The sequence below is a fragment of the Pseudomonas sp. UTLPPB19802 genome (assembly GCF_059730225.1).
The window spans coordinates 2792464-2818662 of the sequence record NZ_AP048545.1 but is presented as its reverse complement, the minus strand read 5'-3'; the positions used below and the strand labels follow the sequence as shown (position 1 = coordinate 2818662).

29 protein-coding genes are annotated in these 26199 nt (G+C 62.7%); 8 read left to right on the top strand and 21 right to left on the bottom strand.

All coding sequences use genetic code 11. From position 1 onward, the window contains the following. The first annotated feature begins 43 nt into the window (after positions 1–43). The 3 genes from AC6I6U_RS12865 (at position 44) to AC6I6U_RS12855 (ending at position 3144) form a co-directional block, all read left to right on the top strand. Positions 44–1096, top strand: coding sequence for an NAD(P)-dependent alcohol dehydrogenase (locus AC6I6U_RS12865; RefSeq protein WP_497882304.1), 1053 nt, complete (start codon positions 44–46; stop codon positions 1094–1096). A gap of 106 nt (positions 1097–1202) precedes the next feature. Continuing rightward, the gene (locus tag AC6I6U_RS12860; RefSeq protein WP_497882303.1) at positions 1203–1907 is read left to right on the top strand and encodes a TetR/AcrR family transcriptional regulator; all 705 of its coding nucleotides are present in this window, start codon (positions 1203–1205) and stop codon (positions 1905–1907) included. 157 nt (positions 1908–2064) lie between these two features. Then, the gene (locus tag AC6I6U_RS12855; protein WP_497882302.1) at positions 2065–3144 is read left to right on the top strand and encodes a nucleoside hydrolase; all 1080 of its coding nucleotides are present in this window, start codon (positions 2065–2067) and stop codon (positions 3142–3144) included. 136 nt (positions 3145–3280) lie between these two features. Here AC6I6U_RS12855 and AC6I6U_RS12850 read toward each other — a convergent pair whose 3' ends face one another. Further along, positions 3281–3823, bottom strand: a complete 543-nt coding sequence (locus AC6I6U_RS12850) for a cysteine hydrolase family protein (RefSeq protein WP_497882301.1) — start codon at positions 3821–3823, stop codon at positions 3281–3283. Between the two features lie 215 nt (positions 3824–4038). Continuing rightward, on the bottom strand, positions 4039–4584 hold the full coding sequence (locus tag AC6I6U_RS12845) for a histidine phosphatase family protein (RefSeq protein ID WP_497882300.1): 546 nt from the start codon (positions 4582–4584) through the stop codon (positions 4039–4041). Positions 4585–5074: 490 nt separating this feature from the next. Between AC6I6U_RS12845 and copC the strand changes: the two genes are divergently transcribed. From copC to AC6I6U_RS12830, 3 genes are all read left to right on the top strand, one after another. Then, entirely contained in the window at positions 5075–5449 is a 375-nt protein-coding gene (copC, locus tag AC6I6U_RS12840) for a copper homeostasis periplasmic binding protein CopC (protein ID WP_497882299.1), read from the top strand. A gap of 4 nt (positions 5450–5453) precedes the next feature. Then, a complete protein-coding gene (gene copD, locus AC6I6U_RS12835; protein WP_497882298.1) occupies positions 5454–6305 on the top strand; it encodes a copper homeostasis membrane protein CopD in 852 nt (283 codons plus the stop codon). 289 nt (positions 6306–6594) lie between these two features. After that, a complete protein-coding gene (locus tag AC6I6U_RS12830) occupies positions 6595–7965 on the top strand; it encodes a GntT/GntP/DsdX family permease (protein ID WP_497882297.1) in 1371 nt (456 codons plus the stop codon). A 7-nt stretch (positions 7966–7972) separates the two neighbouring features. On the opposite strand, the gene AC6I6U_RS12825 is transcribed toward AC6I6U_RS12830, so the two are convergent. From AC6I6U_RS12825 to AC6I6U_RS12815, 3 genes are all read right to left on the bottom strand, one after another. Beyond that, a complete protein-coding gene (locus AC6I6U_RS12825; RefSeq protein WP_497882296.1) occupies positions 7973–8458 on the bottom strand; it encodes a GNAT family N-acetyltransferase in 486 nt (161 codons plus the stop codon). A gap of 63 nt (positions 8459–8521) precedes the next feature. After that, entirely contained in the window at positions 8522–8647 is a 126-nt protein-coding gene (locus AC6I6U_RS12820; RefSeq protein ID WP_497882295.1) for a hypothetical protein, read from the bottom strand. After that, positions 8634–9212 (bottom strand): DUF4865 family protein, encoded by a 579-nt coding sequence (locus tag AC6I6U_RS12815; protein WP_497882294.1) that lies wholly within the window; start codon positions 9210–9212, stop codon positions 8634–8636. Before AC6I6U_RS12815 ends, AC6I6U_RS12820 begins: the two co-directional genes overlap by 14 nt. A gap of 109 nt (positions 9213–9321) precedes the next feature. Here AC6I6U_RS12815 and AC6I6U_RS12810 point away from each other — a divergent pair, with 109 nt between their 5' ends. Then, positions 9322–10188: a LysR family transcriptional regulator gene (locus tag AC6I6U_RS12810; protein ID WP_497882293.1), complete on the top strand. Its 867-nt coding sequence runs from the start codon at positions 9322–9324 to the stop codon at positions 10186–10188. Positions 10189–10197: 9 nt separating this feature from the next. Here the strand turns inward: AC6I6U_RS12810 and AC6I6U_RS12805 are convergent, their stop codons facing one another. The 13 genes from AC6I6U_RS12805 to AC6I6U_RS12745 form a co-directional block, all read right to left on the bottom strand. Beyond that, positions 10198–10947 carry an iron-containing redox enzyme family protein gene (locus AC6I6U_RS12805; RefSeq protein ID WP_497882292.1) on the bottom strand — a complete coding sequence of 250 codons (750 nt, stop codon included), beginning with the start codon at positions 10945–10947 and terminating at the stop codon, positions 10198–10200. A gap of 217 nt (positions 10948–11164) precedes the next feature. Beyond that, positions 11165–12064 (bottom strand): lipid A hydroxylase LpxO, encoded by a 900-nt coding sequence (gene lpxO, locus AC6I6U_RS12800; protein ID WP_497882291.1) that lies wholly within the window; start codon positions 12062–12064, stop codon positions 11165–11167. A gap of 197 nt (positions 12065–12261) precedes the next feature. Then, a complete protein-coding gene (locus AC6I6U_RS12795; RefSeq protein WP_497883023.1) occupies positions 12262–13137 on the bottom strand; it encodes a PfkB family carbohydrate kinase in 876 nt (291 codons plus the stop codon). A 66-nt stretch (positions 13138–13203) separates the two neighbouring features. Next, positions 13204–14670 carry a purine-cytosine permease family protein gene (locus AC6I6U_RS12790; protein ID WP_497882290.1) on the bottom strand — a complete coding sequence of 489 codons (1467 nt, stop codon included), beginning with the start codon at positions 14668–14670 and terminating at the stop codon, positions 13204–13206. A 106-nt stretch (positions 14671–14776) separates the two neighbouring features. Further along, a complete protein-coding gene (locus tag AC6I6U_RS12785) occupies positions 14777–15781 on the bottom strand; it encodes an ADP-ribosylglycohydrolase family protein (protein WP_497882289.1) in 1005 nt (334 codons plus the stop codon). Then, a complete protein-coding gene (locus tag AC6I6U_RS12780; protein WP_497882288.1) occupies positions 15778–16491 on the bottom strand; it encodes a GntR family transcriptional regulator in 714 nt (237 codons plus the stop codon). Before AC6I6U_RS12780 ends, AC6I6U_RS12785 begins: the two co-directional genes overlap by 4 nt. A 186-nt stretch (positions 16492–16677) precedes the next feature. Beyond that, positions 16678–17241: a DUF1285 domain-containing protein gene (locus AC6I6U_RS12775; RefSeq protein WP_497882287.1), complete on the bottom strand. Its 564-nt coding sequence runs from the start codon at positions 17239–17241 to the stop codon at positions 16678–16680. Positions 17242–17258: 17 nt separating this feature from the next. Beyond that, a complete protein-coding gene (locus AC6I6U_RS12770) occupies positions 17259–17864 on the bottom strand; it encodes a DUF4823 domain-containing protein (RefSeq protein ID WP_017905750.1) in 606 nt (201 codons plus the stop codon). A 78-nt stretch (positions 17865–17942) separates the two neighbouring features. Beyond that, positions 17943–18911 (bottom strand): GTP 3',8-cyclase MoaA, encoded by a 969-nt coding sequence (locus AC6I6U_RS12765; protein WP_497882286.1) that lies wholly within the window; start codon positions 18909–18911, stop codon positions 17943–17945. A 177-nt stretch (positions 18912–19088) separates the two neighbouring features. Then, positions 19089–19727 carry a TetR/AcrR family transcriptional regulator gene (locus AC6I6U_RS12760; RefSeq protein WP_497882285.1) on the bottom strand — a complete coding sequence of 213 codons (639 nt, stop codon included), beginning with the start codon at positions 19725–19727 and terminating at the stop codon, positions 19089–19091. A gap of 439 nt (positions 19728–20166) precedes the next feature. Beyond that, positions 20167–20949: a TatD family hydrolase gene (locus AC6I6U_RS12755; RefSeq protein WP_497882284.1), complete on the bottom strand. Its 783-nt coding sequence runs from the start codon at positions 20947–20949 to the stop codon at positions 20167–20169. Positions 20950–20963: 14 nt separating this feature from the next. Next, on the bottom strand, positions 20964–21320 hold the full coding sequence (locus AC6I6U_RS12750) for a PilZ domain-containing protein (RefSeq protein ID WP_017905754.1): 357 nt from the start codon (positions 21318–21320) through the stop codon (positions 20964–20966). 37 nt (positions 21321–21357) lie between these two features. Beyond that, on the bottom strand, positions 21358–22344 hold the full coding sequence (locus tag AC6I6U_RS12745; RefSeq protein WP_497882283.1) for a DNA polymerase III subunit delta': 987 nt from the start codon (positions 22342–22344) through the stop codon (positions 21358–21360). Positions 22345–22495: 151 nt separating this feature from the next. On the opposite strand from AC6I6U_RS12745, the gene AC6I6U_RS12740 reads away from it, so the two are divergent. Next, a complete protein-coding gene (locus AC6I6U_RS12740) occupies positions 22496–23311 on the top strand; it encodes a deoxynucleotide monophosphate kinase family protein (protein WP_497882282.1) in 816 nt (271 codons plus the stop codon). A 25-nt stretch (positions 23312–23336) separates the two neighbouring features. On the opposite strand, the gene prfH is transcribed toward AC6I6U_RS12740, so the two are convergent. The 3 genes from prfH to AC6I6U_RS12725 form a co-directional block, all read right to left on the bottom strand. Beyond that, positions 23337–23954 carry a peptide chain release factor H gene (gene prfH, locus AC6I6U_RS12735; RefSeq protein WP_497882281.1) on the bottom strand — a complete coding sequence of 206 codons (618 nt, stop codon included), beginning with the start codon at positions 23952–23954 and terminating at the stop codon, positions 23337–23339. Beyond that, positions 23954–25090 carry an RNA ligase RtcB family protein gene (locus tag AC6I6U_RS12730; protein WP_497882280.1) on the bottom strand — a complete coding sequence of 379 codons (1137 nt, stop codon included), beginning with the start codon at positions 25088–25090 and terminating at the stop codon, positions 23954–23956. Before AC6I6U_RS12730 ends, prfH begins: the two co-directional genes overlap by 1 nt. Before the next feature lie 326 nt (positions 25091–25416). Continuing rightward, positions 25417–26037, bottom strand: a complete 621-nt coding sequence (locus AC6I6U_RS12725) for a TetR/AcrR family transcriptional regulator (protein WP_497882279.1) — start codon at positions 26035–26037, stop codon at positions 25417–25419. Positions 26038–26199: the final 162 nt, after the last annotated feature.

Here is a 26199-nt window from a genome sequence, read left to right as displayed (position 1 = left end):
AATGGCGCGCCTCATCTGTTAGTGCTTTTGCAAGGTTTGTCCCATGTATACCGCCATTGGTTATGCCACCCAGTCCGCCACCACTCCCCTCGCCCCGGTCACCTTCCAGCGTCGCGCGCCGCGGCCGGACGACGTCGCCATCGAGATTCTCTACTGCGGCGTCTGCCACTCGGATATCCACCAGGCCCGCAACGAGTGGGGCATCGCCGTCTATCCATTGATGCCCGGCCATGAAATCGTCGGCAAGGTCACCGCCATCGGCAGCCAGGTCACCCGGCACAAGGTCGGCGACCTGGTCGGCGTCGGCTGCATGGTCGATTCCTGCCGCGACTGCGCCGCCTGCAACGCCAACCTGGAGCAGTACTGCGAAAACGAGCCAACCATGACCTATGCCAGCCCGGACAGGGTCGACGGCAGCAATACCATGGGCGGCTACTCCGACAGCATCGTGGTCAGCGAGCATTTCGTCGTGCGTATTCCGGAAAAACTCGACCTGGCCAGCGCCGCACCGCTGCTCTGCGCCGGCATCACCACCTACTCGCCACTCAAGCACTACGGCGTCAAGCCAGGCGACAAGGTCGGGATTCTCGGCATGGGCGGCCTGGGCCACATGGGCATCAAGTTCGCCAAGGCCCTGGGCGCCGAAGTCACCCTGTTCACCCGCTCGGCGAGCAAGGCCGAGGAAGCCCGCCGCCAGGGTGCCGACCATGTGATCGTGTCCACCGATGATGCGCAGATGCAGGCCGCTGCCGGGCGCTTCGACTTCCTGCTCGACACCATCCCGGTGCAGCACGACCTTAACCCCTACCTGGACACCCTGACCTTCGACGGCGTGCACATCCTCGTCGGCCTGATCGAACCGGTCGACCCGGCGCTGCATGCGGGCAAGCTGGTGATGAAACGCCGGGTACTGGCCGGCTCGCTGATCGGTGGCATCGCAGAAACCCAGGAAGTACTGGATTTCTGCGCCGAGCACGACATCAACTGCGATATCGAAATGCTCGACATCCGCCACATCAACGAAGCCTACAGCCGGATGATCGCCGGTGATGTGAAGTACCGCTTCGTGATCGACATGGCGACGCTGAAGGTCTGACGGTAGAGATTGTGACAGCCCCGCTTGTGTGGCGAGCGGGCCCCGGCCAACACAATGGGCCCATTCGACACTGGAGGCCCGGCAGGTGGCGCCACACCAGCGTGGTATGATTGATGCCGAATCAACCCTGTCGAAGGACCGCCAGACGGTGACCAGGAAAACCGGCATCCGCGCCCAGCAAGCCGACCAGACCCGCGCCCGCATTCTCAAGGCAGCCGTGAAAGTCTTCGCCCGCGACGGCTATTCCGGCGGACGGGTCGAGAGTATCTCCCAAGAGGCGCAATCCAACGACCGCATGCTCTACTACTATTTCGGCAGCAAGGAACGCCTGTTCCTCTGCGTGCTGGAACACATCTACGAGCAGTTCAACAAGGCTGAAGGCAAGCTGCGCCTGGATCTGGAAAATCCCCAGGAGGCACTGCGCGAGCTGGTGGCATTCGTCTGGCACTACTACGTCCGCCACCCGGAGTTCGTCGCCATCCTGAGCATCGAAAACCTGCACCAGGGCAAGCACGCCCGACAGTCCGGAGAACTGCGACGACTGTCGGGAGAGGCGGTGGGCGTCTTGCGTCCGATCATCGAGGCCGGCCAGACCCAAGGCAGCTTTCGCCAGGACCTGGATATCAAGCACGTATACCTGATGATTGCCTCGCTCTGCTATTTCTACAATTCCAACCAGCACACCCTCAGTTCATTCCTCGGCGAGCCGCTGGCGGAGAAGAACCAGCGGCAGGATTGGCTGGCGTTCATCAGCGACCTGGTGATCCGTGGCGTCCTGCGCTCCCCAGTGCAGGAGCAGGCTTGCCCGTGAGCAGGCCGGCCCACGCCCCCCACAGCCTGACAGCTTGGCAGTCCCCTCCCAGGCAGCCCCTGGTTAAGTAACCACTTACCTGCCGATAGCGTTTCCCCGCACCAACAGGCATGCTGGGCCACCGCACTACAACAATAACTCATTGGGACAAACCACCATGCAAGGCTTTCTCAAGAGCTGCGCGCTGGCGTTGGCTGTCGGCTGCTCGGCCGGCTCGCTGCACGCCGCGGAAAAAGTCATTCTCGACACCGATTTCAATGTACTCAACGACGACGGCCAGGCGTTCATCATGCTTGCGCAGTTGCATGCGCAAAAGAAAATCGACCTGCTGGGCATGACCCTGGTCAGCGGCAACGCCTGGGTCGACCAGGAGCAGGTCGACGCGCTGAAGGCCGTCGAGCGCATGGGCGTGGAAAAGGAAATCGGCGTCTACTCCGGCGCGGCCTATCCGCTGCTGCATGACTTCGCCACCTACCCTCAGGAACAGGCACTGTTCGGCTCCGGCTGGCCGGGCGCATTCAAGAATCCGCGGCCGACCTCGGCGGCGCAACTGGTGGCACCGCCCGACGGCATGGCCACCCACACCCGACTGCGCAGCGAGACCGCCCCGCAGTTCATCATCGACAGCGTGCGCAAGAATCCCCACGAAGTGACACTGCTGGCGATCGGGCCGCTGACCAATCTCGCCCTGGCCATTCGCCAGGCGCCGGACATCGTGCCGCTGATCAAGCGCATCGTGTACATGGGCGGCGCCATCGAGATCCCCGGCAACACCACCCCTGCCGCCGAATTCAACTGGTGGTTCGACCCGGAGGCGGCACGAATCGTCCTGCGCTCGCCGATCGAACATGTAATTTTCCCCAACGATGTCTGCGAGAAGGTCATTTTCGATGCGTCGGTGTACAAGCGGGTGATCGCCGCCAAAGGGGCGGTGCCGGAGCTGTACAAGAGCGTGTTCGGACCGGAGTTCGCCAAGGACCCGGTCTATCACAGTTTCACTTGGGACAGCTTGCCGGCACTGTTCCTGACCGAACCTGAAATCGTCACCGAATCGCGGGAGATGTGGATCGACGTCGACACCCACTTCGGCCCGGATTACGGCCGTGCATTGGGCTACAAGAAAGGTGCGCCGGTAGGCACGCAAAAGGCCAAGGTGGTGTTCGCGGTCGACCAGAAGAAGTTCTGGAACGACTATGTGTCGCTGGTGACCCTGCCGACGCCGGTCAAGAAACCTTAAGATCGTGTAGCCAGGAACAGCGCTATCGCCAGCAAGCCGGCTCCCGCAAAAATCTTGCGTCACACACAGGCTTTGCGTCTGGCGCAATGCCCTGTGGGAGCCGGCTTGCTGGCGATGGCTACGCGGCGATACCTCTTCAGAAATTCACATCGGCCGCACTCAGCACTTGCACAAATGCCCCGTTCAAGGTCGCATTGTGATGCTCGACAATCGCCCGGGCCGACAATCCGGGCGTGTCCATGCAAGTATGGGCATCCCCCACCAGCACCGCCTCGAAGCCCAGGTCCCGAGCCAGGCGACACGTGCTGTCGACGCAATACTGGGTCTTCATTCCGACAATCACCAGCCGCTTCACTCCGGCATCGTCCAACTGCTCGGCCAGGCCGGTTTTAAAGAAACAACTGGGACGGGCCTTATCCAGCAGGTGATCCATCGCCGGGTCCAATCCCAGCTCCGGCAATACCTGCCACGCCGCGCTCCCCGCCGCGATCGGCGAACCCTGAGGCCCGGTATGCCGCAGCGCAAAGATCGGCGCCTGCGCCTCGCGCGCCTGCCCGATCAACGTGGTAATGCGTGCCAGAACCTGCTCACCTTCCCATGGTTTCTCAGGGCCGTGGAACAGGCCAACCTGCATATCGATGATCAACAGCGCCGAGCGCTGGGGACGGTGAACCTGCATGGTACTTCTCCTTCCTGGTGATGCCAGCAAAGGCCCGGAAACCAAAAGGCCCCGTCCATTGCTGGCGGGGCCTTGGTTCACTGCGCTTCAACCACTCACACAGCAACCTCGCACCCGCCGTGGGCGGTCGCGGTGGTCGTGGTGGTCAGGTGCAGCGAGATCATGTTCATGGGACCGATCATGCCAAGCTCCGAGAGCAAATGGCAACCGTTACTTCAGAACCGCAAACGCCAGCGCCCGTTGCGGCGCAGGTCGACCACCGACAGCGGCTCGATGTCGATGGCGTTGAACGAGGCAGGACTGGCCTGCAGGGCGTGCAGAATCGCCGCACGGATCACGAAAGGATGGGTGACGACAACGAAGTGGCCATCCTCCTGGAAACCGTCGAGCCAAGCCGCCACCCTGGCACAGAGTTCGATCACCGACTCGCCCGCAGGCGGGGCTGCTTGCGGCTGGCTGACCCAGGCCGACAGCGCATCGGGAGCGTTTTCCTGCAGATCGCCCAGGCTGAGCCCCTGCCACTCGCCAAAATCGTAGTCCCCCAGTTCCGGCACGATTTCGATCTCGCTCCCCAACGCCTCGGCTGTCTGCCAGGCGCGGGTCTCCGGAGCGCTGAGGATACGTACCGGCTTTTTCAGCCGATTGGCCAACTCGGCAGCCTTGGCCAGTCCCTTGGGCTCAACCGGCTCGTCCAACGGGAAACGCCCCAGACGCTGAGCCTCGGTGCGGGCATGGCAAACAACGCTGAGCCGGATCGACATATGGACATTCTCCCGTTCTGCCCCGGTGCGGGCATACGCCGCACGAGCACGTGTATCTATTGTAAGAATAGAAGCCGGTGAGAACCCGGCACGATGGCGCCACTGTAATCGCATTCTAGGCTATGCACGAAATCGCTTGAAACTTGGTTATGCGGCGTTAAAAACCGGCTCGGAATGCTCATTGACAACCAGTCAACTCCGCTTCCTCGCCGCTTTTTGCCTTGCATAACCTGCGTTTCAAACAATTTCGTACACAGCCTAGATGCCGAACGTCAGCCCCTGCCACGCACTTTCACTTCTCGGACCTGGCGCACGATAGCGGGAGAGTTTTCAGAGGGGCGACACGTTTGGCACCAGCAATACAAAAAAGGAGCCGGTCATCCCGCTTCCCCTTTGTATCGCAGGTGCCAAACGTGTCCATAGCGGCTATTGTGGCCTCCATGCCACTGCGCAGCATCTTCACCTGCTCCCATCATCAAGGTACTGATCGATGTCATCTTCCTCCATGAAAAAACTCATCGGCGCCGTTGTCCTGCTCGGCGGTTTCGCCACGACCGGCTCCGCCTTCGCCCACGCCCACCTGAAAAACGAGACCCCGGCAGCGGACAGCACCGTCAGTGCCCCGAGCGAATTGCGCCTGGAGTTCAGCGAAGGCGTCGAAGCCGCATTGACCAAGGTCGAACTGAGCAAGGGCGACACCAAGGTCGAGCTGAAAAGCATCGCCACCGACCCCGCCGACCAGAAGATCCTGGTGGTGACCCCGGCCACCGCGCTGCCAGCCGGCGACTACAGGGTCAACTGGCATGCAGTGTCGGTCGACACCCACAAGAGTGAAGGCAGCTACAGCTTCAAGGTGGGCCACTGAGTTCATGCTGGATGCCATGGTCCTGTGTCGTTTCCTGCATTTCACCATGGTCCTGTCGCTGTTCGGGGCCTGCCTGTTTCGCCCCCTGCTGATCGGTTCAGCGCCAACTGCGGCGCTCGATTCACGGCTGCTCACGATGCGCCGCTGGATGGCCGTGCTGGCCTTGGCCAGTGCGGTTGCCTGGCTGTTGCTGACCATCGTCGGCATCACCGATGACTGGTCGGACGCCGTCCGCCTGCCCACCCTGCAACTGGTGCTGGGAAAAACCTTCTTCGGCACGGTCTGGACCTGGCACCTGGGCTTGAGCCTGCTGCTGTTGATTGCCCTGGGCGCCAATGCGCCACCCAGGCTCAGCCTGCTGCTGGCATTCCTGCAACTGGCGACCCTGGCACCGGTTGGCCACGGGGCGATGCTCGACGGGGTCGGCGGACAGTTGCTGATATTCAACCAGATGCTGCACCTGAGCGGTGTCGGCGCCTGGATCGGTGGGTTGATATTGCTGGTGCTGGTACTGGGTCGACCGAGCGAACATGACATAGAGCGGATCCTGCGCCGCTTCAGCAACCTCGGCTACCTGATGGTCGCAGTGATCATCGTTACCGGCATGATCAATGTCCGGGTACTCACCGGTGCCCTCTGGCCAACGCCACTGTTCCAAGGCTTCGCGCTGATCCTGCTGATCAAGGCGCTGTTGGTTCTGCTGATGCTCGGGCTGGCCCTGTTCAACCTGGTGATGAGCCGTCGCGGGCGGTTCACGGTGCTGCGGCGCAGCGTCACTCTCGAATGGCTGCTGGGCCTGGGCGCAGTGCTCACGGTTTCACTGCTGGGCACGCTGCCGCCCGTGCTGACGAACTGATCCGCCCAACCTTGTAGAAGCAAGACTTGCCAGCGAAGCTTTCAGCGGTCTTGAAGGCCCCTTCGCTGGCAAGCCAGGCTCCTACAAGAACCGTGGCGCACTTCACATCCGACGCGCCCCCCAAAACCTGTAGGAGCAGAGCTTGCCCGCGAAGCTTTCCGCAGCCCAAGCCACTCGTCGCCCTCCCTGGCCCAGGCGTAAAAAACCCGACCCAGATAGTCATCTATATGAATCCTTCAGGTATATTCCTTCGAAACACGTAACAAAACATTACAAGAAGGGGTTTTCGTTGGATCTTTCACATGCCACGTGGCTCGCCCACGACACTCGACTGATCGTCTGTTGCCTGGCCGCCATTGCCAGCATCATCGTGCTGATCAGCCTGACCAAGCTACCGCCCTTCCTGTCGATCCTGATCGGCACTTTCGTCGCCGGACTCGGCGCGGCCCTGCCGCCCGAGGAGGTCGCCAAGGCCTTCAGCAAGGGCGCCGGCAGCCTGCTCGGCGAGGCCGGGATCATCATCGCCCTGGGCGCGATGCTCGGCGCCTTGATGGCCGAGTCCGGCGCCGCCGACCGGATCGCCTCGACCCTGCTGCGCCATGCGAAGGGCAAGGCGCTGCCCTGGGTCATGGCGTTGGTGGCAATGGTCATCGGCCTGCCGCTGTTCTTCGAAGTCGGGCTGGTGCTGATGGTGCCGGTGATCTTTGTCATCGCCCGGCAATCCGGCCAACCGCTGCTCAAGGTGGCGATCCCGGCCCTGGCCGGCATGACCACCCTGCACGCACTGATGCCACCGCACCCAGGGCCACTGATCGCCGTCAGCGCGCTGCACGCCGACCTGGGCACGACCATGCTGCTGGGCTTCTGTATCGCCGTACCCGCCGTGATTCTCGCCGGCCCGCTGTATGGCATCTGGCTGTCGAAACGCCTGGATGTGCAGGAGCCGGCCGAACTCGGCGCCCTGTTCACCGCCAAGGTCGAAACCCGGCGCAAGCCAAGCTTCGGCATTTCCCTGCTGATCATCCTGCTGCCAGTACTGTTGATGCTCGGCAGTACGCTGGCCAAGGTCGCCATGGCACCGCAGAGCAGCCTGGCGATTACCCTGAAGTTTCTCGGTGAGCCGTTGATCGCACTGGGCATCGCGGTGATCGCGGCGGTGATCTGCCTCGGCTGGTCGATCGGCATGGCTCGCGACCAGGTCGGCGGCGTACTGCGCAAAAGCCTGGCGCCAATTGCCGTGTTGCTACTGACCATCGGTGCTGGCGGCGGCCTGAAGCAGACACTGCTGGAGGCCGGAGTCAGCGACACCATCAGCAAGATCGCCAGCGGTGCACATATATCCTATGTGCTACTGGCCTGGCTGATCGCCGTGGCCCTGCGCCAGGCGACAGGTTCGGCCACCGTGGCGACCACCACCACCGCCGGTATCCTAGCCCCGCTGATGGCAGGCCTGGCGACCACCCAGAGTTCACTGGTGGCCCTGGCGATTGGTGCCGGGTCAGTGTTCTTCTGCCACGTGAACGATGCCGGGTTCTGGATGGTCCGCGAGTACTTCGGCCTGCAGCTCAAGCAGACGATCTGGGTCTGGTCGGTCTTGCAGACCATCGTCTCGCTGGTCGGGCTGATCGGTGCACTGCTGCTGTGGCAGTGGTTCCAGTAAAGCGGGATCAGTCCTGCGAGTAGGCGAAGTTCCTCAGCACTTCGCCATCCATCCGGTAGCGTACCCATTCACTCTGTGGTTGCGCACCGATGGACTCGTAGAAACGGATGGCCGGCTCGTTCCAGTCCAGCACGCTCCACTCCAGGCGCCCGCAGTCATTGGCACAGGCGATCTTCGCCAGGTGCCGCAGCAACTTCTTGCCCGCCCCCGCGCCGCGCTGCTGCGGCGACACATACAGGTCTTCCAGGTACAGGCCATTACGACCGAGCCAGGTCGAATAGCTGAAGAAGAACACCGCAAAACCGACTGGCTCGCCATCACGCAGGCAGATCAGGCCATGGGCCGTGGCGCCTTCACCGAACAAGCTGCGCTCGATGTCCACGACACTGGCGATCACTTCGTGGCGGGCACGTTCGTAGTCGGCCAGCTCGGTGATAAAGGCCAGGATCTGCGGCGCATCGCTGGGCCGTGCTTCGCGTATTTCGAGGGACATGGGCGCTTCCGGAATCAATGAAGTCGCCCATGCTATTAGGAATGTGTTGCCGCTTGAATCATTTCAGTAAAAATTCCCACGCAAAAGCAGGCAAGCGGCCAGGGTCAGCGCCAGAATCAGCAGTGCACCGCCCCCCAAGCCCAGCAGATGGGCGAACAGCGCGCCGCCCCTCTCCTCATCCGCGTCCATGACGCAGCGCCTCAACACCGGGACGAGCCAGGTACAACACCTCATAGGCCTGGCTGGCCCGTTTGCGATCGGGCAAGGCTGACGACAAAGTGATGCGCACCAGCCGCCAGTTCGCCGTGTCCAGCACCAGGAACACGGCGAAGGTGTCTTCCTGTTCCCGGATGACCTTGTTCTGCTCGATCTGTGCGGCAAGCAAAACCGCCCGATCCGCCTCCGGCTCGACCAGCACCTCTTCGCGATAGAGCGCCCGCGCCTCGGTCGCGCCGCCCAGCTGGAAATCCAGTGGCAGCCACGCCTCGATCTCGGGCCGACCGAACGAGTCGATCACCTTCTGGAACCGCTCATCCATCAGGAACGCACCCGCTTCAGCCGGCTCGGACCACAGGTAGACCGATGAATACCGGTTGGTCGAGGCTCCGTGAACCCCGCGCTCCTGGGCGACGAAGGCCTTGAACAGCAAACCCCGGGCATCGTCCCAGAGCGGCCCAAGCTCACTGGCTCGGCGGCGAATGAGGCCCATGTCGTAGTGGGCGGGCAAGCGGTGTGAGTACTGTTTGGCAAACATGGCTGCGCTCCTGGGCAGATGACCGACTGTGGATAACCTGGGACCAGCTTGCGCAAGCTGGAGAATTACAACAACATATCTCCAGATATATGTGTGATAAGGGTTTGATATGATCGATGGCGGCAAACCTCTCGATATCGATACCGTCCAGGCCTTTGTCCTGATCGCCGATTTCGCCAGTTTCACCCGTGCCGCCCAGGCGCTGGACACCTCCCAGGCGGCCATCAGCCTCAAGCTCAAGCGCCTGGAAGAACGTCTCGGCTACCGCCTGCTCGAGCGCACCCCGCGCCACGTCCGGCTGACACCCTGCGGCGAGCAGTTCATCCAGGCCGCGCGCAACCTGCTGCTGGCCCATGAACGCGCCCTGGGCGACATGACCGCCCCACCCACCCGCCGCCTGGTCATCGGCATCAGCGACCATGTCGCCGGACCGGACCTGCCACTGCTGCTGAACCGGCTGGCCCAGTACGATCCACTGCTGATCATCGAAGTACGCATCGCCTCGTCCCGCGACCTGAGCGCGTCCTTCGATCGCAATGAGCTGGATGCCGCTATCGTCCGTCGTGAGGGTGACCGGCAGGACGGCGAGGTATTGGTGGTCGAGCGCTTCGGCTGGTTCGCCGCCCCGACCTGGCGGCATGTGCCCGGCAGCGTCCTGCGCCTGGCCACCCTGGCATCCCCCTGCGGCGTACGGCACTTGGCGGTACGCGTACTGGACGATGCGGGGATCGCCTGGACCGAAGTGTTCATCGGTGGCGGCGTGATGGCGGTGGGCGCGGCGGTCAGTGCCGGGCTCGGGGTAGCCGCCCTGGCGAGGCGAGTGGCACCGGCCGGCGCAGTCGAGGTGGGCGAGCAACTGGGACTACCACCATTGCCGCTGACGGAAATCATCCTGCATGCGCGCCCTACGGATGCCCGCTCCCGGGAAACACTGCGGGCCCTGAGCGCAACGTTTCGCGGGGTGTTGGAGCGTTAGCCAGCCAGCTCAGCGTGCTGGCCGGGCGCTCATGGCCCTGGCGATCCCGCGCCAGTAGAGTTCGGTGATATGCAGGAAACTGCTGAACGCCGTCGACAGGTATTCGAAATCCTCCGGCGTCTTGCACTCCAGGGCCGCGGCCTTGATTGCCTGTTCCTTGTGGTCCTTTTCCGCATTGGCGATATGCACGTGGAAGTACTCGCAGTGCTCATGGAACTCGTCGTCGCAGGCATAGAGAAACTTGTAGTTGCGCGCGCCCTCGTAAAGGCGAGTCAACATCGAGTAGGCCAACCATTCCTGGGCCAACAGCGCCCCCAGCACCCGCAACGAACCTCCTGGCTGGCCCGCCCCCTGATAGAGCCCCTGCTGGGCCTGGATGAAATGCTCGGTGGTGACGAGTACCGGCACCCTTTCCAGATCGACCATCGAATAGACACGTCCCTTGGCCCGGCTCAGCAGATCGAGGAGGAAGTTCTGCAGCAGCACGACATGGGCCTTCTCCAGTTGGCCGTTGCCAAATTCGGAGAACAGGTTCTTGGCGATTTCAACCTTGGCGCTCAAATGGCTCGCATGGATCAGTGAGCGGGCGACCATCGTCGCGGTGTTGAGCGTTCTCGACCAGTAATTGCGGGCAAATATCTCCAGGTCATGAACCTCCAGCGCCGAGCCCATCCAGCGCTCATAGAAGTCGTTGTTCAAGGCCTGATGGGTCGCCACGCTTTCAGCGAGGTTCCTGATGCGCTTGCTCATTTTGTACATGATGCTGGCTCCTGCTCCTGACGGGACGAGAAGTGAGCATAGGGGCTGGATCGCTCGATCCCAGGCCCAGGATTCGGGACCAGGCACAGGGCTTTTCCCGAATAGGATGCGAAAGTTCCTACCTGGCAGAAACCAAACACCGAGCAAAGGCACGGGCCAAAAAAAACCGGACTCAACGAGGAGTCCGGTCTTTTTTGACAACGCGGTTGCGACTGGGTCAGATCAGCAGGAACAACGCCAGCAGACCACCGAAGATCGCCCACTTTTCCAGGTAGTAGCGCGTACGGTTGGTCTTCTTCAGGGCCTTGCCACGCTGGCGGATGCCGTACAGCTTGGTAAAGGCCCGGTTGATGCCACCGGTCTTGTCGCCGTCGCCATTCGGCGCCGCAGCGGCAGCCATCACGTTGCGGCTGAACCAGCGGTTGAATGCCGATGCCCAGCGATACTTCAGCGGCCGCTCGATATCACAGAACAGGATCACGCGGTCCTTGTCGGTAGTGTTTTCGGCGTAGTGGATGAAGGTTTCGTCGAACATCACCGGCTCGCCGTCGCGCCAGTGGTAGTTCTGGCCATCGACATTGATGTAGCAACCCGGATCGTTCGGGGTTTCGAGCCCCAGGTGATAACGCAGGGAGCCGGCATAGGGGTCACGGTGGCGAACCAGTCGCGAACCCGGTGGCAGTTCGGCGAACATCGCCGCCTTGACCGTGCCGATGCTGTTGAGCAGTTCGGTGGTACGCGGGCACAGTTCCAGGGCGGACGGATGGTTATCGCCGTACCACTTCAGGTAGAAGCGTTTCCAGCCGGTCTTGAAGAAGGAATTGAAGCCGACGTCGTCGGGACGCTCGGATTTCTTGATTTCGCCGGCACGCAGCAGCGCCAGGGCCTCCTCACGGATTTCCTGCCAGTTGTCCTGCAGTGGCTTGAGTTCGGGGAAGTCGCTGACCTGAAGGTACGGGCGGCTCGGGATCTTCGAGAACAGGTAGAGGAAGCAGTTGATCGGTGCCAGGAAGCTGGAGTGGTCGCTCAGTTGGCGGCCCAGCTTGTGCCGGACTTTGCCGCGCAGGTGTACATACGCGATCGACAGTACGTAAACAGCAATGATGATGAGTTTCACAGGCTTCGTCACAAGAGTCGGGAGGAACGCTACCCTTTGTGCACACTGGTAGCCTGGGGCAGAAACCGGAATCCAGGTGTCGGGAAAGGGAAGCCAACGTACTAGGGTAGAACAGCCACTACGCTGGTTTCCAGTCTTTCCTGATCAACCTGGCGGGGAAAACCGCCAATCCATGGACCCCGGTCAATTTTTCAAGGTCAGCCCCGCGCCAGCAAGGCGTCGACCTCCTCGGCTCCCGGCGCCGTCGCTGGCCCCCAGCGGGTGACCGCAATGGCTGCCGCGGCATTGGCGCGCCGGGCCGCCTCGACCGCGTCCAGCCCGTTGGCCAAGCCGGCGATGAACACCCCGGCATGGGCATCGCCGGCACCATTGCTGTCCACCGCCTGCACCTTGAAGCCCGGCACCTGCTCGACCTGCCCTGCCCGGCTGATCCAACAACCCAGCGGACCGTCGCGTACCACCAGCAGCGCCTGCTTCAGCAGCACCTGGGCCAACCTTTGCAGCGCCACGCCGATCTCCGCCGCCCCGCTGAACCGCTGGGCCTCGACGGCATTGCTGGTCCAGATGTCGATACGCGGCAGCAACGCGGCCATCGGCACGCTATCCGGCGAGTCGACCAATGGCCCCGGGTCGAACACCACGGTCACGTCACGCGGCAACGCCAGCAGCCAGTCCAGCAGCGGCCGGACCTTGTCCGGCTGCAGCAGGCTGTAGCCGCTGACATAGACATAGTCGTCGCCGCTCACCACAACCGGCGCCAGATCCTCGGCCGACAGGCCGCCCTCGGCACCGATATGGGAAATGAAGGTGCGTTCGGCACTGGCGTCGGTCAGCGCGACACACAGCCCGGTGTCGCGGCTGGTGTCAGGTTCAAGCGCCATGCGAATACCTTCGGCAGTCATCGCCTGGCGCGCCTGGTCGCCGAAACGCCCGGTGCCATGGCGCCCGAGGTAGACCACCGGCAGGCCATTACGCTGCGCCGCCGCCATGACGTTGAAACCACCACCGACTTCGAAGGCGGCTGAATGAGCCAATGTGTCGCCACCGCTGCTCGGCAGTTGGTCGACAGACATGACCAGGTCGACGATGACCTGACCGGTGTGCAGCAATCGTGTGTTGCGTTTCACAGACAGGAGTCCTCAGCCATTGGCCTTTTCCACGAGGGCTGCACGACGGTCCGTCGCGCCCCCCAGCAGGCCATAGAAACCACCCGCGACGAGGAAGGTGACGATCCAGCCGAGGCCGTTGTGACCCAGCCAGGAGTCGGACAGGAACCCGCGGAACCAGACGTCCTGCGCCGTGGTGCCGATGGTGGTGAAGCTGAAACCAAGCACGATGGCCACGGCCCACGCACCGAAGGCACGCCACTCGATGCCGCCACGATACCAGTAGGCGCTTTCCGGCCCGACGTTCATCAGGTCCTTGGCGCTGTAGTGCTGGCGATGGATCAGGTCGACCACGAAGATCCCGACCCAGGCGGTGATCGGTACCGCCAGCAGCGAGATGAAGGTGATGAACGGACCATAGAAGCTGTCGGCGATCAGCATGAAGTAAATGGAGCCGGAAAAGATCGCCACGATATCGACGATTACCGCATGCACGCGCTTGACCTTGAGCCCGAGGGTCAGGGTGGTCAGGCCCGCCGAGTACACCGAGAGGTTGTTCGACAGCAGCAGGCCACCAAACGCGGTGATCAGGTAGGGCACGGCCATCCAGGTCGGCAGCATGTCACGGATCGCGATGATCGGGTCGTTGGCCTGGGCCAGGTCATGGTTGCCCACCGACAGCAGCCCGCCAAGGGTGATCAGCAGCACCAGGGGAATGCCCGCACCGAAGGCCGCCGAAGCCACCAGGCGTGCCGCCTTGACGCTCTTGTGCTGGTAGCGCGACATGTCCGCACCGGCGTTGGCCCAGCCGATCCCGGTGCCGGCGGCCATGGTGCCAATACCGATGATCATCGCGCTCAGCGGCGCCGGCGTGGCATTGAACACCGCGCTCCAGTCGATGGTGGCGCAGAGGAAACCGCCGACCAGGATATTCAGGGCACCGAAGACATAGGTCGCCCACTTCTGGATCACCAGCAGGGTCGCATGGCCCAGACCCGAAACGGACAAGGTCAGCAGCACGAAGATGGCAATGAACAGCAGCGTCAGCAGCGGCGCACTCTTGGCCTCGACCGGCGAATGGAACAGGATCGAACACAGCGACAACAGCACGAAGGCCGCCGTGGTGGTATTGACCGTCTCCCAGCCCAGGCGCGACATCAGCGAGACGATGGTCGGACCGATGTTGCCGCGCACCCCGAAGATCGCCCGCGACAAGGTCAGGCTTGGTGCCCGGCCGCGTCGACCGGCAATGGAAATCACGCCGACCACGGCGAAGGAGCCCGCCGCCCCGATGATCGCGACGATGATCGCCTGCCAGATCGCCAGGCCGCGAAAAGCCACCAGGGTCGCCCCCAGTGGCAGGCCGAGGATACTGATGTTGGCGGCGAACCAGACCCAGAACAGTTGCAGCGGATGGCCATTGCACTCCGCTTCGGGAGCCGGCTCGATACCACGGGTTTCCAATTGCCCGGCACCTTGCCCGGCGGTTGATGAGGTCATGCTGTTCAGCTCCTGGTGCCATTGTTGTGGTTGTGGGCAGTGCCGAAGGCCTGGTGCGGCTTGTGCCACGCCAGCCTTCATTTGCAATCCATTGCAGGTGTTGCAGTCAGGCGTTGCGCAAGGCGATCAGGCCCTGGACCAACGGGGCCAGTTCCAGGCCGTTGACTTCGATGATCTGCGCGATCAGCTCCGGCGGCCAGCACTCCAAGCCATCACAGGCGCCGAGCATGGCGCCAAGAATCCCGGCGATGGTATCGGTGTCGCCGCCGATGCTGGCAGCCAGGCAGACGGCATCGAAGGTGCTCAACTGCCCACGGGCCACGCGCTGCGCCAGCGCGAAGGCGACCACCACCGACTCCTGGCTGGCCACCGAAGTGCCGACCACGTCGTAAAGCAGGTCGGCCAGCTCCGAGGCGGCGCAGTCGGCAGCCAACTGCCGGCCCCAGCGCAGCCGTGGGCCGATACGGCCACCGGCGACCCAATGCCCATACTGCTCGGCGGCAAAGGCCATCTCGATGCCCGCTTCAAGGGCCTGGACCAGGCCCTTGCCGTTGATGCCGCTGGAGATCACCGCTGCCACGGCGGCAGCACTGGCGATGCCCAGGGTTGTGTTGTGGGTCACCTGGCAGGCCTGTACCACGGCTTCGATGAAGCGTTGGGGGTCGGCGATGTCGGCGGCAATTCCTACTGGTGTGATGCGCATCGCCGCGCCGTTGGTGGTGCCATAGCGCCCGGCTTCATCAGGGCTGCGTCCGGCGAGGATCATCTCGATTGCCCGCTTGGTCGAGGGCCCCAGCAGGTCCTGGGAGCCCTTGGCCTTCATGCCCGCCTCCCAGGCAATCAGCCGTTCGGCAAGTACGCCGGGCTCGATCCGGCCCTTGCCATCAATCAGCAATTGGCCGACCAGGATCGCCTGCTCGGTGTCATCGGTGATGGAGCCGGCGGGCATGTTCGGGGCGATCGGCTGGTCCGGCCCTGCGTCCACCAGGGTGCGGATGCTGCCGAAGCGCGCCTGGATCTGCGCGCGGCTCAATGATTGGGTGGGCATGCCAAGGGCATCGCCCAGGGCCAGCCCGTAGAAGGCGCCAAGGGCGCGGCTGGTCGGGGTCATGTCGGGTTTCCAAAGGCCAGGTGCAGGCGGAAATGCAGGGGATCGAGCAGGCTTTCGACCTGTTCCATGAAACGCCCCTGGCGGTCATAGGTGGTGCGCAGGGCCTTGAGGAAGACCGTGCCGACCGGCCGGCCGAGGCGTTCGGCCTCTACCTCGCCGAGAGGCTCGGCACCGATCCACTGGTCGCCGCGTTCGCCGATGAAGCCGTGGGCGGCCAGGGTGATGGTCAGGGAATTATCGATCAGCCCGCTTTCCGGCAGGCGTTCCAGGCCACTGCTGGCTGGCATCAACGAGTACTCGAGGGAGACCACGACGCCCTCGGTATTGCGCCGGCGCCGGTCGAGGGCGATGAATTGCTCGGTACCGTAGCGACTGGACAGGTCAGGCCGCTGTACGGCCTCGAAGCGCAGGATTTCGGTGTTGATCAGCGCACCGGTATCGGCCAGGGCCTGGGCCCAGCCGGCGCCCTGGTCGAGGGCCATGCCGTCGTAGGTGACGATCGAGCCGACGCCACTCTGGGTCGCGATGTAGTTGCGCCGCTTGAGTTCGGCCAGGGCCTCGCGCAGGGTGCCACGGCTCACCGAAAATTCTTCGGCCAACTGATGCTCGCCCGGCAACAGAAAGCCATCTGCGAGAAGACCGCTTTCGATGCGCCGGATCAGCTCATCGACCACCCGTTTTTTCTTGTCAAATCGAACATGTCTAATCATGTACAATTTGATAACCGAAACAGGCCCGTGGCTGCAAGGAATTTATCGTTCAGGGGATGAATGGAGACTGTCTTGTAGGAGCAGGGCTTGCTCGCGAAGGGAGCCTTGAGATTGCCAAAAAGCTTCGCGGGCAAGCGCTGCCCTACAGGAAAGCGCAGCGGGTGAACCGTGGGGGCTCCGGAAGCCTCAGGGTTCCAGGCCGATGGGGAAGAACTGGCCGCCGCTCCACACGCCCAACCAGGATTGGCCATCGATCTGCCGGGTCACCGCCAGGTCGACCAATTGGTAGAACACATTGCGGTGAATCAGCGCCTCCAGGTTGCTGCGCACATGGATATACGGTGCCGGCTCTTCGCTCCGGGGATCGATAAGCACCCGGATCGGGTGTTCGGCACCGGCCGTCACCTGTTCGTCGACCTGGGTGGTGAAATGCAGTTGCTGAGCCTCGCCCTGCCCCTCGACCTCCAGGGTCACCGCGACAAACGGCGCATCGTCGACCTTGATGCCGACCTTCTCCACTGGGGTGACCAGGAAATAATCGTCGCCATCCCGGCGCAGGATGGTCGAGAACAACTTGACCATCGGCTTGCGCCCGATCGGCGTGCCCAGGTAGTACCAGGTGCCGTCGCGGGCAATACGCATGTCGATATCGCCGCAGAAATCCGGGTTCCACAAGTGAACCGGCGGCAATCCCTTTTCCGTCCTGGGGATCTGCGCCAACAGGTCGTTGGCCTTGCCTGATTCACTCATGTCCGCTCCCGAATGACTTACTGATCGCTCAAGCCCAGCAGGCTACGGGCATATTGTGCCAGGGGCTTGGCGATCAGGTCTTGCGGTTTGTTGTCGTGGAACGTCAGTAAACCGCCACGGCTCTTGATCCGCGCCGTGTCGATCAGGTACTGGGTGCTGGTTTCGATCAGCATGATCTGCAGCACACCGGTGTCGAGCCCGAGGCGGTCGACCGCTTCCTGGTCGGCCCATTCGTCGTAGTTGCCAATGCGATCATCGGCCTTGGCGAAACGGGTGTACAGCAGGTAGTGGGCACCGGCGGAACGGGCTTCGGCCATGGCCTGGTCGAGACCGACCGGGGCACGGGCACGGCGCACCATCGGGAAGTATTCGACGAAGCCGTTGAACGCCTCCTCCGCCACCACGTTGGGCCGCGGATAGGCGCTACCGGGTGGGGCGAATGGCCCTTGCGCGATGTAGATGAAGGAATCCGGCTGGATGCGGAACGAGTGGATCCGGCGCGTATCGCTATGATCGAGCAACCCCGCGTCGCTCATCTGATAACGAGCCCCTTCTTCCAGATCGCTGACTTTCATGCAGCCGCCCAACGCCAACAGCGCCAGCAGCATAACCAGGCTACGCATCCTAATCCTCCAGAGGCCGGTGACGGAAAACCGGCGAATAGCCGCAGGATGCAGCTTTTGCGCCAGATCGTCAGCCGATCAACCGCCGATGATTTTCATCACCGTCGCACCGCCGGAGAACGCCACCGACTGCTTGTCGCCCAAGGCCTTGACCAGCAGGCGCTGCAATGCCGGCAGGGCCTCGTGGCGCGGCTTGTCCAGCAGGTCGCCGACATAATGCCGATTGCTCGATGACAGACAGCCATGCAGCCACCCCGTGGAAGACAGCCGCAGGCGCGAGCAGGTGCGGCAGAACGGCACGCTCTCGTTGGCAATCACCCCGAAATAGCCCTGGCCAGGGATCTCGTAGCGCACCGCCGTGGCATCGACCGGAGCATTGGCCTGCAGGTAGGGATAACGCTCGCCGATCAACTCCAGCAACTGCTGGAGGCTGACGAATTGCTGGAGAAAGGCATTGCTGTCGCTGGCCAGGTGGCCCATGCGCATCAGCTCGATGAAGCGCAGCTCGTAGCCACGTTCCAGGCAGTAGTCGAGCAGTGGCATGACCTGGTCCAGGTTCTGTCCACGCAGCGGCACCATGTTGACCTTGATCTTCAACCCGGCGGACCGCGCCTGCTCCATGCCGTCGAGCACGCTGGCCAGGTCACCGCCACGGGCAATACCACGAAAGGCGTCAGCATCGAGGGTATCGAGGGAAACGTTGATCCGCCGGATCCCGGCATCCAGCAGCAGGGGCAGCTTGCGCGCCAGCAACTGGCCGTTGGTGGTCAGACTGATATCTTCGAGGCCCAACTTGCCAACCGCGCCCATGAAGGACTCGAGCTTGGGACTGACCAGTGGCTCGCCGCCAGTGATGCGCAGCCGTTCGATACCTGCGGCCTCGATCAGGTAGGCCACGCCACGCGCCATCGCTTCGGCCGACAACTCGTCCTGCGCAGCCACCAGCCGCTTGCCATTGGGCACGCAGTAGGTACAGGCGTAGTTGCAGGCGGAAGTCAGGCTGATACGCAGATTGCGAAAACGCCTGCCTTGACGGTCAACGATCATGGGACACTCCGACGGAGGACGTGGAAACTGGCAAACCCGAACCCGGCAGGAACCCGCATGCTGGTTCCTACAGGTGCAGTGCCAATACCCAGGCACTGCACCTACCAAAACCTGACTCCAAAATCAGGTTATGGCAAGCTCTTTCTCGGAAGTCCCTTCCTGTGACAAGTATAGAACTCAGGCCATCGGATGATCGGTGTCGCGCTTGCGCTTGTTGCCCATGCGCACGCCAATATCCATCAGAAACTGGAAGAAGCCTTCCTGATCTTCCAGCACGTTGCTCCAGAAAGGCGAGTGGTACAGCGCGACCGCGCCGTGCACCAACGCCCAGGCAGCGCAGTAGTGGAAGTAAGGCGGTACGTCCTCGAGCTTGCCTTCGCTGATGCGCCCCTTGATCAGCAGGGTCAGGCGTTCGAAGTTGGAGGCGCGGATCTTGTGCAGTTCCTCGACCATCTCCGGCACCTGGTGACCCTTGACCACCTTCTCTTCCAGGCGATCGAACAACCGGTAACGCTGGGGGTCGCGCATGCGGAATTCGAAGTAGGCGCGCGACAGTGCTTCCTTGTCCTTGTCGACGTCAGCCGAGTGCAGCAGCTCGTTCAGGTCGCGCTCATAGTCGAGCATCAGGCGCAGGTAGATCTCCGCCTTGGACTTGAAGTGCTTGTAAATGGTGCCTTTGCCGATACCGACGGCATCCGCGATCATCTCGACGGTGACACTGTCTTCACCCTGTTCGAGGAACAGCTTTAGCGCGGTATCGAGAATTTCCTGCTCACGGCGGCGAAACTCACGGACCTTGCGGGGTTCTTTGTGCATAAGAAAGGTCTGAAGAGGCAAAATCGAAGCGAGCTATTATGCCTGAGCCGCGCCAAATTGCACGAATCATCAGCGGCTTTTCGTTTTCACTGTCGACGAATCAGCCTTCGCTGGTCAAAAAGTCTTCGCCGGAGTCACGCCGCGTCGCTCTACGACAAGGCCCTCGTTGTCGAAGAACAGGCGAGTACTCAAGCGCAGCGCATGTATTCCAAATCTGTTTAAAAAATGAGCAGAGCTGACTGGACGTACCGCGATACTGGCCAATACTTGAACTGTCGGCGGGCATATCCCCCAAGTGTCACGTCGATAAGGGTGCCAAGGGACCGCGCGCCTTTGTTTTACTCCTAATGGTCTTAACCCGGATTCACCCCCCAGAACCCGGGTTTTTTTTGCCTGCGATTTACCTCGGCGCCCTGGGGGCCCTCAGGTCCGACAAGGCTCAGCCGACATGCGCCAGCGGAAACAACCGCTTGAAGTTCCCGGTCGTCTGCTCGGCGAACTGCTCGTAGGGCACACCCCGCAGCATCGCCAGGTACTCCGCCACTTCCCGCACATACTGCGGCAGGTTCGGCTTGCCACGATGGGGAATCGGCGCCAGGTATGGTGAGTCGGTCTCTACCAGCAGGCGGTCGGCCGGCACCTGGCGGGCGACATCGCGCAAGGCATCGGCATTGCGGAAGGTGACGATGCCCGACAACGAGATATAGAAGCCCAGGTCCAGCGCCGCCTTGGCCATGTCCCAGTCTTCGGTGAAGCAATGCAGCACGCCGGCCTGGGGCAGCTGGGCGTCACGCAGCAGTTGCAGGGTATCGGCACGGGCGCCACGGGTATGCACGATCACCGGCTTGCCGGTCTTCTGCGCCGCCTCCAAGTGCAGGCGGAAGGACGCCTGCTGAACCTCGGCCGCCTCCGGCTCATAGTGATAGTCCAGGCCGGTTTCGCCAATGGCCACCACCCGCGGGTGATCGAGTTCACGCAGCAGCCAGTCGAGTGCGGGGGTAGCATCGGGCTTGACGTCCAGCGGGTGCACGCCGACCGAACAGTCGACGTCGGCATAACGATCGGCCAGGGCCTTTACCTCGGCCGCGTTGTCGGCACTGACGCCGATGCACAGAAAATGGCCGACACCGCGCTGGCGCGCAGCCTCAAGCGCGGCATCCAGGGAGCCCTCGTGCGCGGTCAGGTCCAGACGATCGAGGTGACAATGGGAATCTACAAGCATAGGAAAGGTGACAACTACATCGTATGAGTGGGACGGTCGGACTTCAGGGCACCGGCCAGATGGGTTTCGATCTTGCTGCGGGCGGTGTTGTCGCCGTCGTTGAACTGCACGCCGATACCGGCCGCGCGATTACCCTGGGCCCCCTTGGGGGTGATCCAGGTGACCTTGCCGGCGACCGGAATCTTCTCCGGTTCGTCCATCAGGTTAAGCAGCATGAACACCTCGTCGCCCAACTTGTAGCTCTTGTTGGTGGGGATGAACAGGCCGCCATTCTTGATAAAGGGCATATAGGCCGCGTACAGCACCGACTTGTCTTTGATGGTCAGCGACAGGATGCCGTTGCGCGGGCCAGGACCAATAGGTTCGTTCATGCGGACTCCCTGAATGCAGATGACCCGATTCTAGGCCTTAGTTCTGGCTAGGCAAAGCGGCCCATTGCACCAGGAGGGCCTCGAGCAGCAGCACGCGGTTGAGGTTGGCCTTGCCCAGGACCTTCTGGCGCTGGGCGAGAATCCAGTCCTGGATGTTCAGCACCTTCTCCCGCGAAGCCTTCTGCGCCAGGTACTGCACCACCTTGCGCATATCCGGCAGGCCGAGGCCGTCCTCGTCCTGGGTCAGTTGGTAACGCAGGATCAGGTTCGACCAGTCGCAGAACCAGTCGAACAACAGCAACAGAGGAATGGCGTTCCAGCCCTCGGCCAGTTGCGTCGCCGACGCCTGTTGCTTGAGCAGCTTCTTCACCCCATCGACCACCTGGGCCCGTTGCTCGCGCACGCCCTGGGCCTGCAGGTTGGCCGCCATCAGTGGCGAGCCGGCCGCCAGGGTCAGCAACTCCACCCGCTCCTCTTCACTGCAATCGGGCAAGGCCGCGGCCAGCCATTGCAGGCTCATCGCCTCGCTCGGCAACGGGCAGGCCTGCTGCACGCAGCGGCTGCGCACGGTAGGCAGCAAGCGGCTGGACTGGTGGCTGACCAACAACAGCACGGTGTCGCCGGAGGGTTCCTCAAGACTCTTGAGCAAGGCGTTGGCGGCGTTGATGTTCATCGACTCCACCGGCTCGATCAGCACCACCTTGCGTCCACCCAACTGCGCGGTCTGGGCGACGAAACCGACCAGGTCACGGACCTGATCGACCTTGATCGCCTTGTCCGCTTCCTCGGGCTCCAGGATGTAGTTGTCCGGATGGCTGCCGGCTGCCAGCAGCAGGCACGACTTGCACTGTCCGCACGCGTCCAGGCCCGCCGGGCTCTTGCACAGCAGCAGCGCCATCAGCCGTTCGGCCAGCGCACGCTTGCCGATCCCCGCCGGGCCATGCAACAGGTAGGCATGGGCATGCTGGGTACGACCGGCCAGTTGCTGCCAGAGCGTGTCCTGCCAGGGATAGGCTTCAGCCATGCTGTAACCCCGTCGCGCGCCACGGCGCGCCAGCCTGTTGTTTTATCTTGATAAAAAATCTAAACACAGCAGTATGGGTATCCTTTCGACAACAGGTAAACAGGGAGGCCGTCTGCGCCGGCCGCCCTGGCAACGCTCCAGGAGCAACAGTTTGAGAACCATCATCGGGCTCGCCGCACTCGCCAGATCCGGCAAGGACACGGTAGCGTCAATGCTGCTCGCACAAGCGGAAATCGCCGCCTTTGCCCTGGCCGACCCCCTCAAGGTCGGTTGCCAGGCCCTCTTCGGCCTGAGCGATGAACAAACCTGGGACGATACATTAAAAGAGCAGAAAATCGACCTGTGGAACCGCTCCCCGCGCGAGTTCTTCCAGCAGGTCGGCACGGAGTGGATGCGCAATCATAACCCAGACCACTGGTTGCAGCGGGCGGATCGCGAGATCAATCCGCCGCAGGACGACAGTGCCTGGTTCGGCACAGCGGATCTTTCTGCTGTCGATGCGCCCTTCCGCCTGGCAGCCCAGTCCTTCTTCGACTTCTCGGATGCGCAGATCTGGGACGCCGGGCAATACTCGCAGGTCGATCCGAGCTGGAACATTTCCCCACGGGATGCCGTCGACCTGATCGAACGGCATGCGCTTGCATTCGATGCCGACTACGCCGCTAAACGCGCGCAACTGCCGCTGACCTCGCTCAAGCGCCGCCCGCCACTGCCAGCCAGCGCCTCGACGATCATCATCAAGGACATCCGCTTCGAAAACGAAGCCAGGTACCTGCGCGAACACCATGGTGTCATCTGGCACATCACTCGCCCCAACCTGCAAAGAATCAACGCGCACTCCTCGGAACTGGGCGTGGCACGCCAGCCCGAGGACGTGCTGATCGTCAACGACGGCAGCCTCGAACAACTGCAGGCAGCCGTGATGCACGCGTGGCAACATCACAAAACCAGCCGACAGGCAGACTGAGAATCCTGCCGCCGCCCTCGCGGTTTCAACCCAACGGTTCGAATCGCTCGCCGACAAAGACCCGGCTGGCATTGCCCCGCTCCAACCGGTGGTGTAGCAAACGCCGCGCCGCCCGCTCGCCAGCTGCGCCCTGCTCCAGCAACTCTTCCAGCTTCAACGCGATCAGCCCCAGGGCCAACCGCTTGTTGGCATGCTGGCTGCGCTCCGACTGCACCTTGACGCTGATGCCGCTGGCCAGGTGCGTGGCACGTACCGCCGATTCGGTGCGATTGACGTGCTGACCACCGGGCCCGGAAGCACGCAGGGTTTCGAAGCGGATTTCACCCGCCAGCCCGACGGCCGGCTCCGGACAGCGCGCCACGCCGACAAACCAGTTCTTGCGCTGATGGCGCGGCCGGTAGGGACTGGTTGCCCGCCATTGCAGCGTGCCGATCCATCGTGCGGCCAGCACCTCAGCGGCAGCACCGTCCAGGCTCAACAACGCCGAGCGCAACGTACCGGGCCGCGGGCCTTGCTCTTGCTCCAGCAGGTCCAGCCGCGCGCCCTGGGCATCGGCCTCCTCCTGCAAGCGCGCCAGCGCCTTGGCCACGGCCAGGCAGCATTCTTCCGGCCCCTGGGCCGCGGAAAATTGCAGCAGAATCATCAGCAGCACTCCCCGCGGGTTTTATAGGTCAACACCGGCGCCAGTCGCGCCAGTGGTCGTACTAGGCCAGCCTGGACCAGAGTGTCGACGATGCTGTCCACCGGTTTGTAGGCCTCTGGAGCCTCTTCGTAGATCAACTGACGGTCTTCGCAGATCACATGCCCACCCAGGCGGGTGCGCACCAGTTGCGCCGGGCTGAAACGCCGCGACAAGCGATCCTTGCACTCGCTGCGCATCCACTTGCGACCCGCCCCGTGAGCCAGCGACAACAGGCTAAGTTCACTGGGCAGCGGCTCCACCAGATAGGTGAAATCACCGCGCGAGCCGGGAATCGCCACCAGCCCGGCGTCCGCTGGCGTCGCGCCCTTGCGGTGCAACCAACCGTCGACGCCGCCGATGCGGGCCGGCGACACCAGGTTGTGATTGACGTCCAGCAGCGGCTCGCCCTCGGCGCGCAGCCGCTCCAGCATACGCTGTGCAATCAGCAACCGATTGGCCTCGGCAAAGCGCAGGCCTTCGTTGTGACGGGCCAGGTAGGCGGCGAAATCCGCACTGCCCTCCAGCAGGCCGGCGTGGCCATGCAGGTCCACTTGTTCACGCAAAATGGCTTGGCCCAGACCACGCGAACCACTGTGAACCAACAGCAGCAGTTTCCTGGGATCAAGCGCCAGTTCGGCGCTACGCTCGGTGTCGTAGATCTGGTCTACACGCTGTAGCTCGGCGAAATGATTTCCGCCGCCGATAGTGCCCAGCGCGCTGTCAAAACCGCTGGACGGCAGCGCCAGCGCCGCTACCTGCTCATGCCAGCTCTCGTCCAGCGGCCGGTCCAGATTGCCCAGGCGCTTGTCCAGCTTGTCCGCGCTCAATTTGCCCACGGCCAGATCCGTGCGCCATAGCGCCATGCCGCAGCCAATATCGCCACCGATCAAGGCCGGATACACCCGGCCGACGGCAAAGAAGGCCGCGCCCACCGGATAGCCGCGGCCGGGGTGCAGGTCCGGCATGCCGGCCACGCGGGCCATACCCGGTAGCGCAGCGGTAGTGTGAAGTTGCTGGATCGCGGTGCCCTCGATCCAGGTGTCGTCCGAGGCCAGCAACGTGACGGTCTCGGACAGGGTTTGCATGCAATTGCCCATGAATAGTCCCATCCATCCGGCAGGACACGACGGCCTGTCGCAAAGAGCGCGCAGGCACGATACGGTCCCGAACCGGACGGTTCAGTAAAACGAAAATCAGGAAATGAATTGGCTAGGACAGAGCCGGGGCCGGAGGCCATTCGAGGTGCACGGCAGCAGTGCCGGGCACGGGGGAATTCAAGCTTGGGCGCGCTCTGCCAGGGAAGATGCGATGTTTTGCATGATGGTCTCCTTGGCTGCGTGGTGGAAGAAAGGCCGGCATGCTAGCGCAGAAACGGTGGTGATACAACACATCGGCGGATTGGATTCCGTCGCGCCAAATTATTTCAAGATCGAGTCGTGCTGGCTGCTGAAACGTCCCACAGCCCCATCACTGCGGTGATCGCCTCCTCCATCGCCTCTATGCCCACCCCATCCCGGGAGAGCGTCGAGAGGCCAACCAGGAAACTGTCAAAGACGGTAGCGAGCATCGAAGCGTCGGCCTTCAAGGTGCCGGACTCGATGCCTCGTTCGACGCAGGACCGGATGCCGGCACGCGTTCGTGCACGTGAACGCGCCAGCGGAGCCGTTACGCTGGCCAGTTCCGGAGAAGGCGCGCTCATCACCGCCAGTCCAACCATGCAACCCTTGGGATGCCCGCTTTCGCACTGCATCCGCGCCGAACTGCGCAAAGCCAGTTCAATGGCCTCCCTCGGGTCAAGTTCGATATTCCAGAGACATTCGGTCACCTGGGCAAAAGTAGCCAGGTAGCGCTGGACGCACTCCTGGAACAGCGCTTCCTTCGAGCCGAAGGCCGCATAGAAGCTGGGGGCGGAAATACCCCCCGCGATCGCAGCCTTCAGTTGGCTGAGCGAGGTCGACTCGTAACCCTGCTGCCAGAACAGGTACAAGGCCTGGTCGATCGCGGAGTCGCGATCGAAGGTCCGGGGTCTGCCCATCTGTGCCATGGAATGCTCCCTTGAGAGGACTTAAATACTAGTCGATACATAAATCATTGACAAGAAATCGGTCTGGCGCCTAAATTCTGTATCGAGTGGTATATATATAGCCGTGCCGACGCCCTGGCCATACACCGGGACGTGCTCTTCGTCCCACCTAGGCGGGAGTCA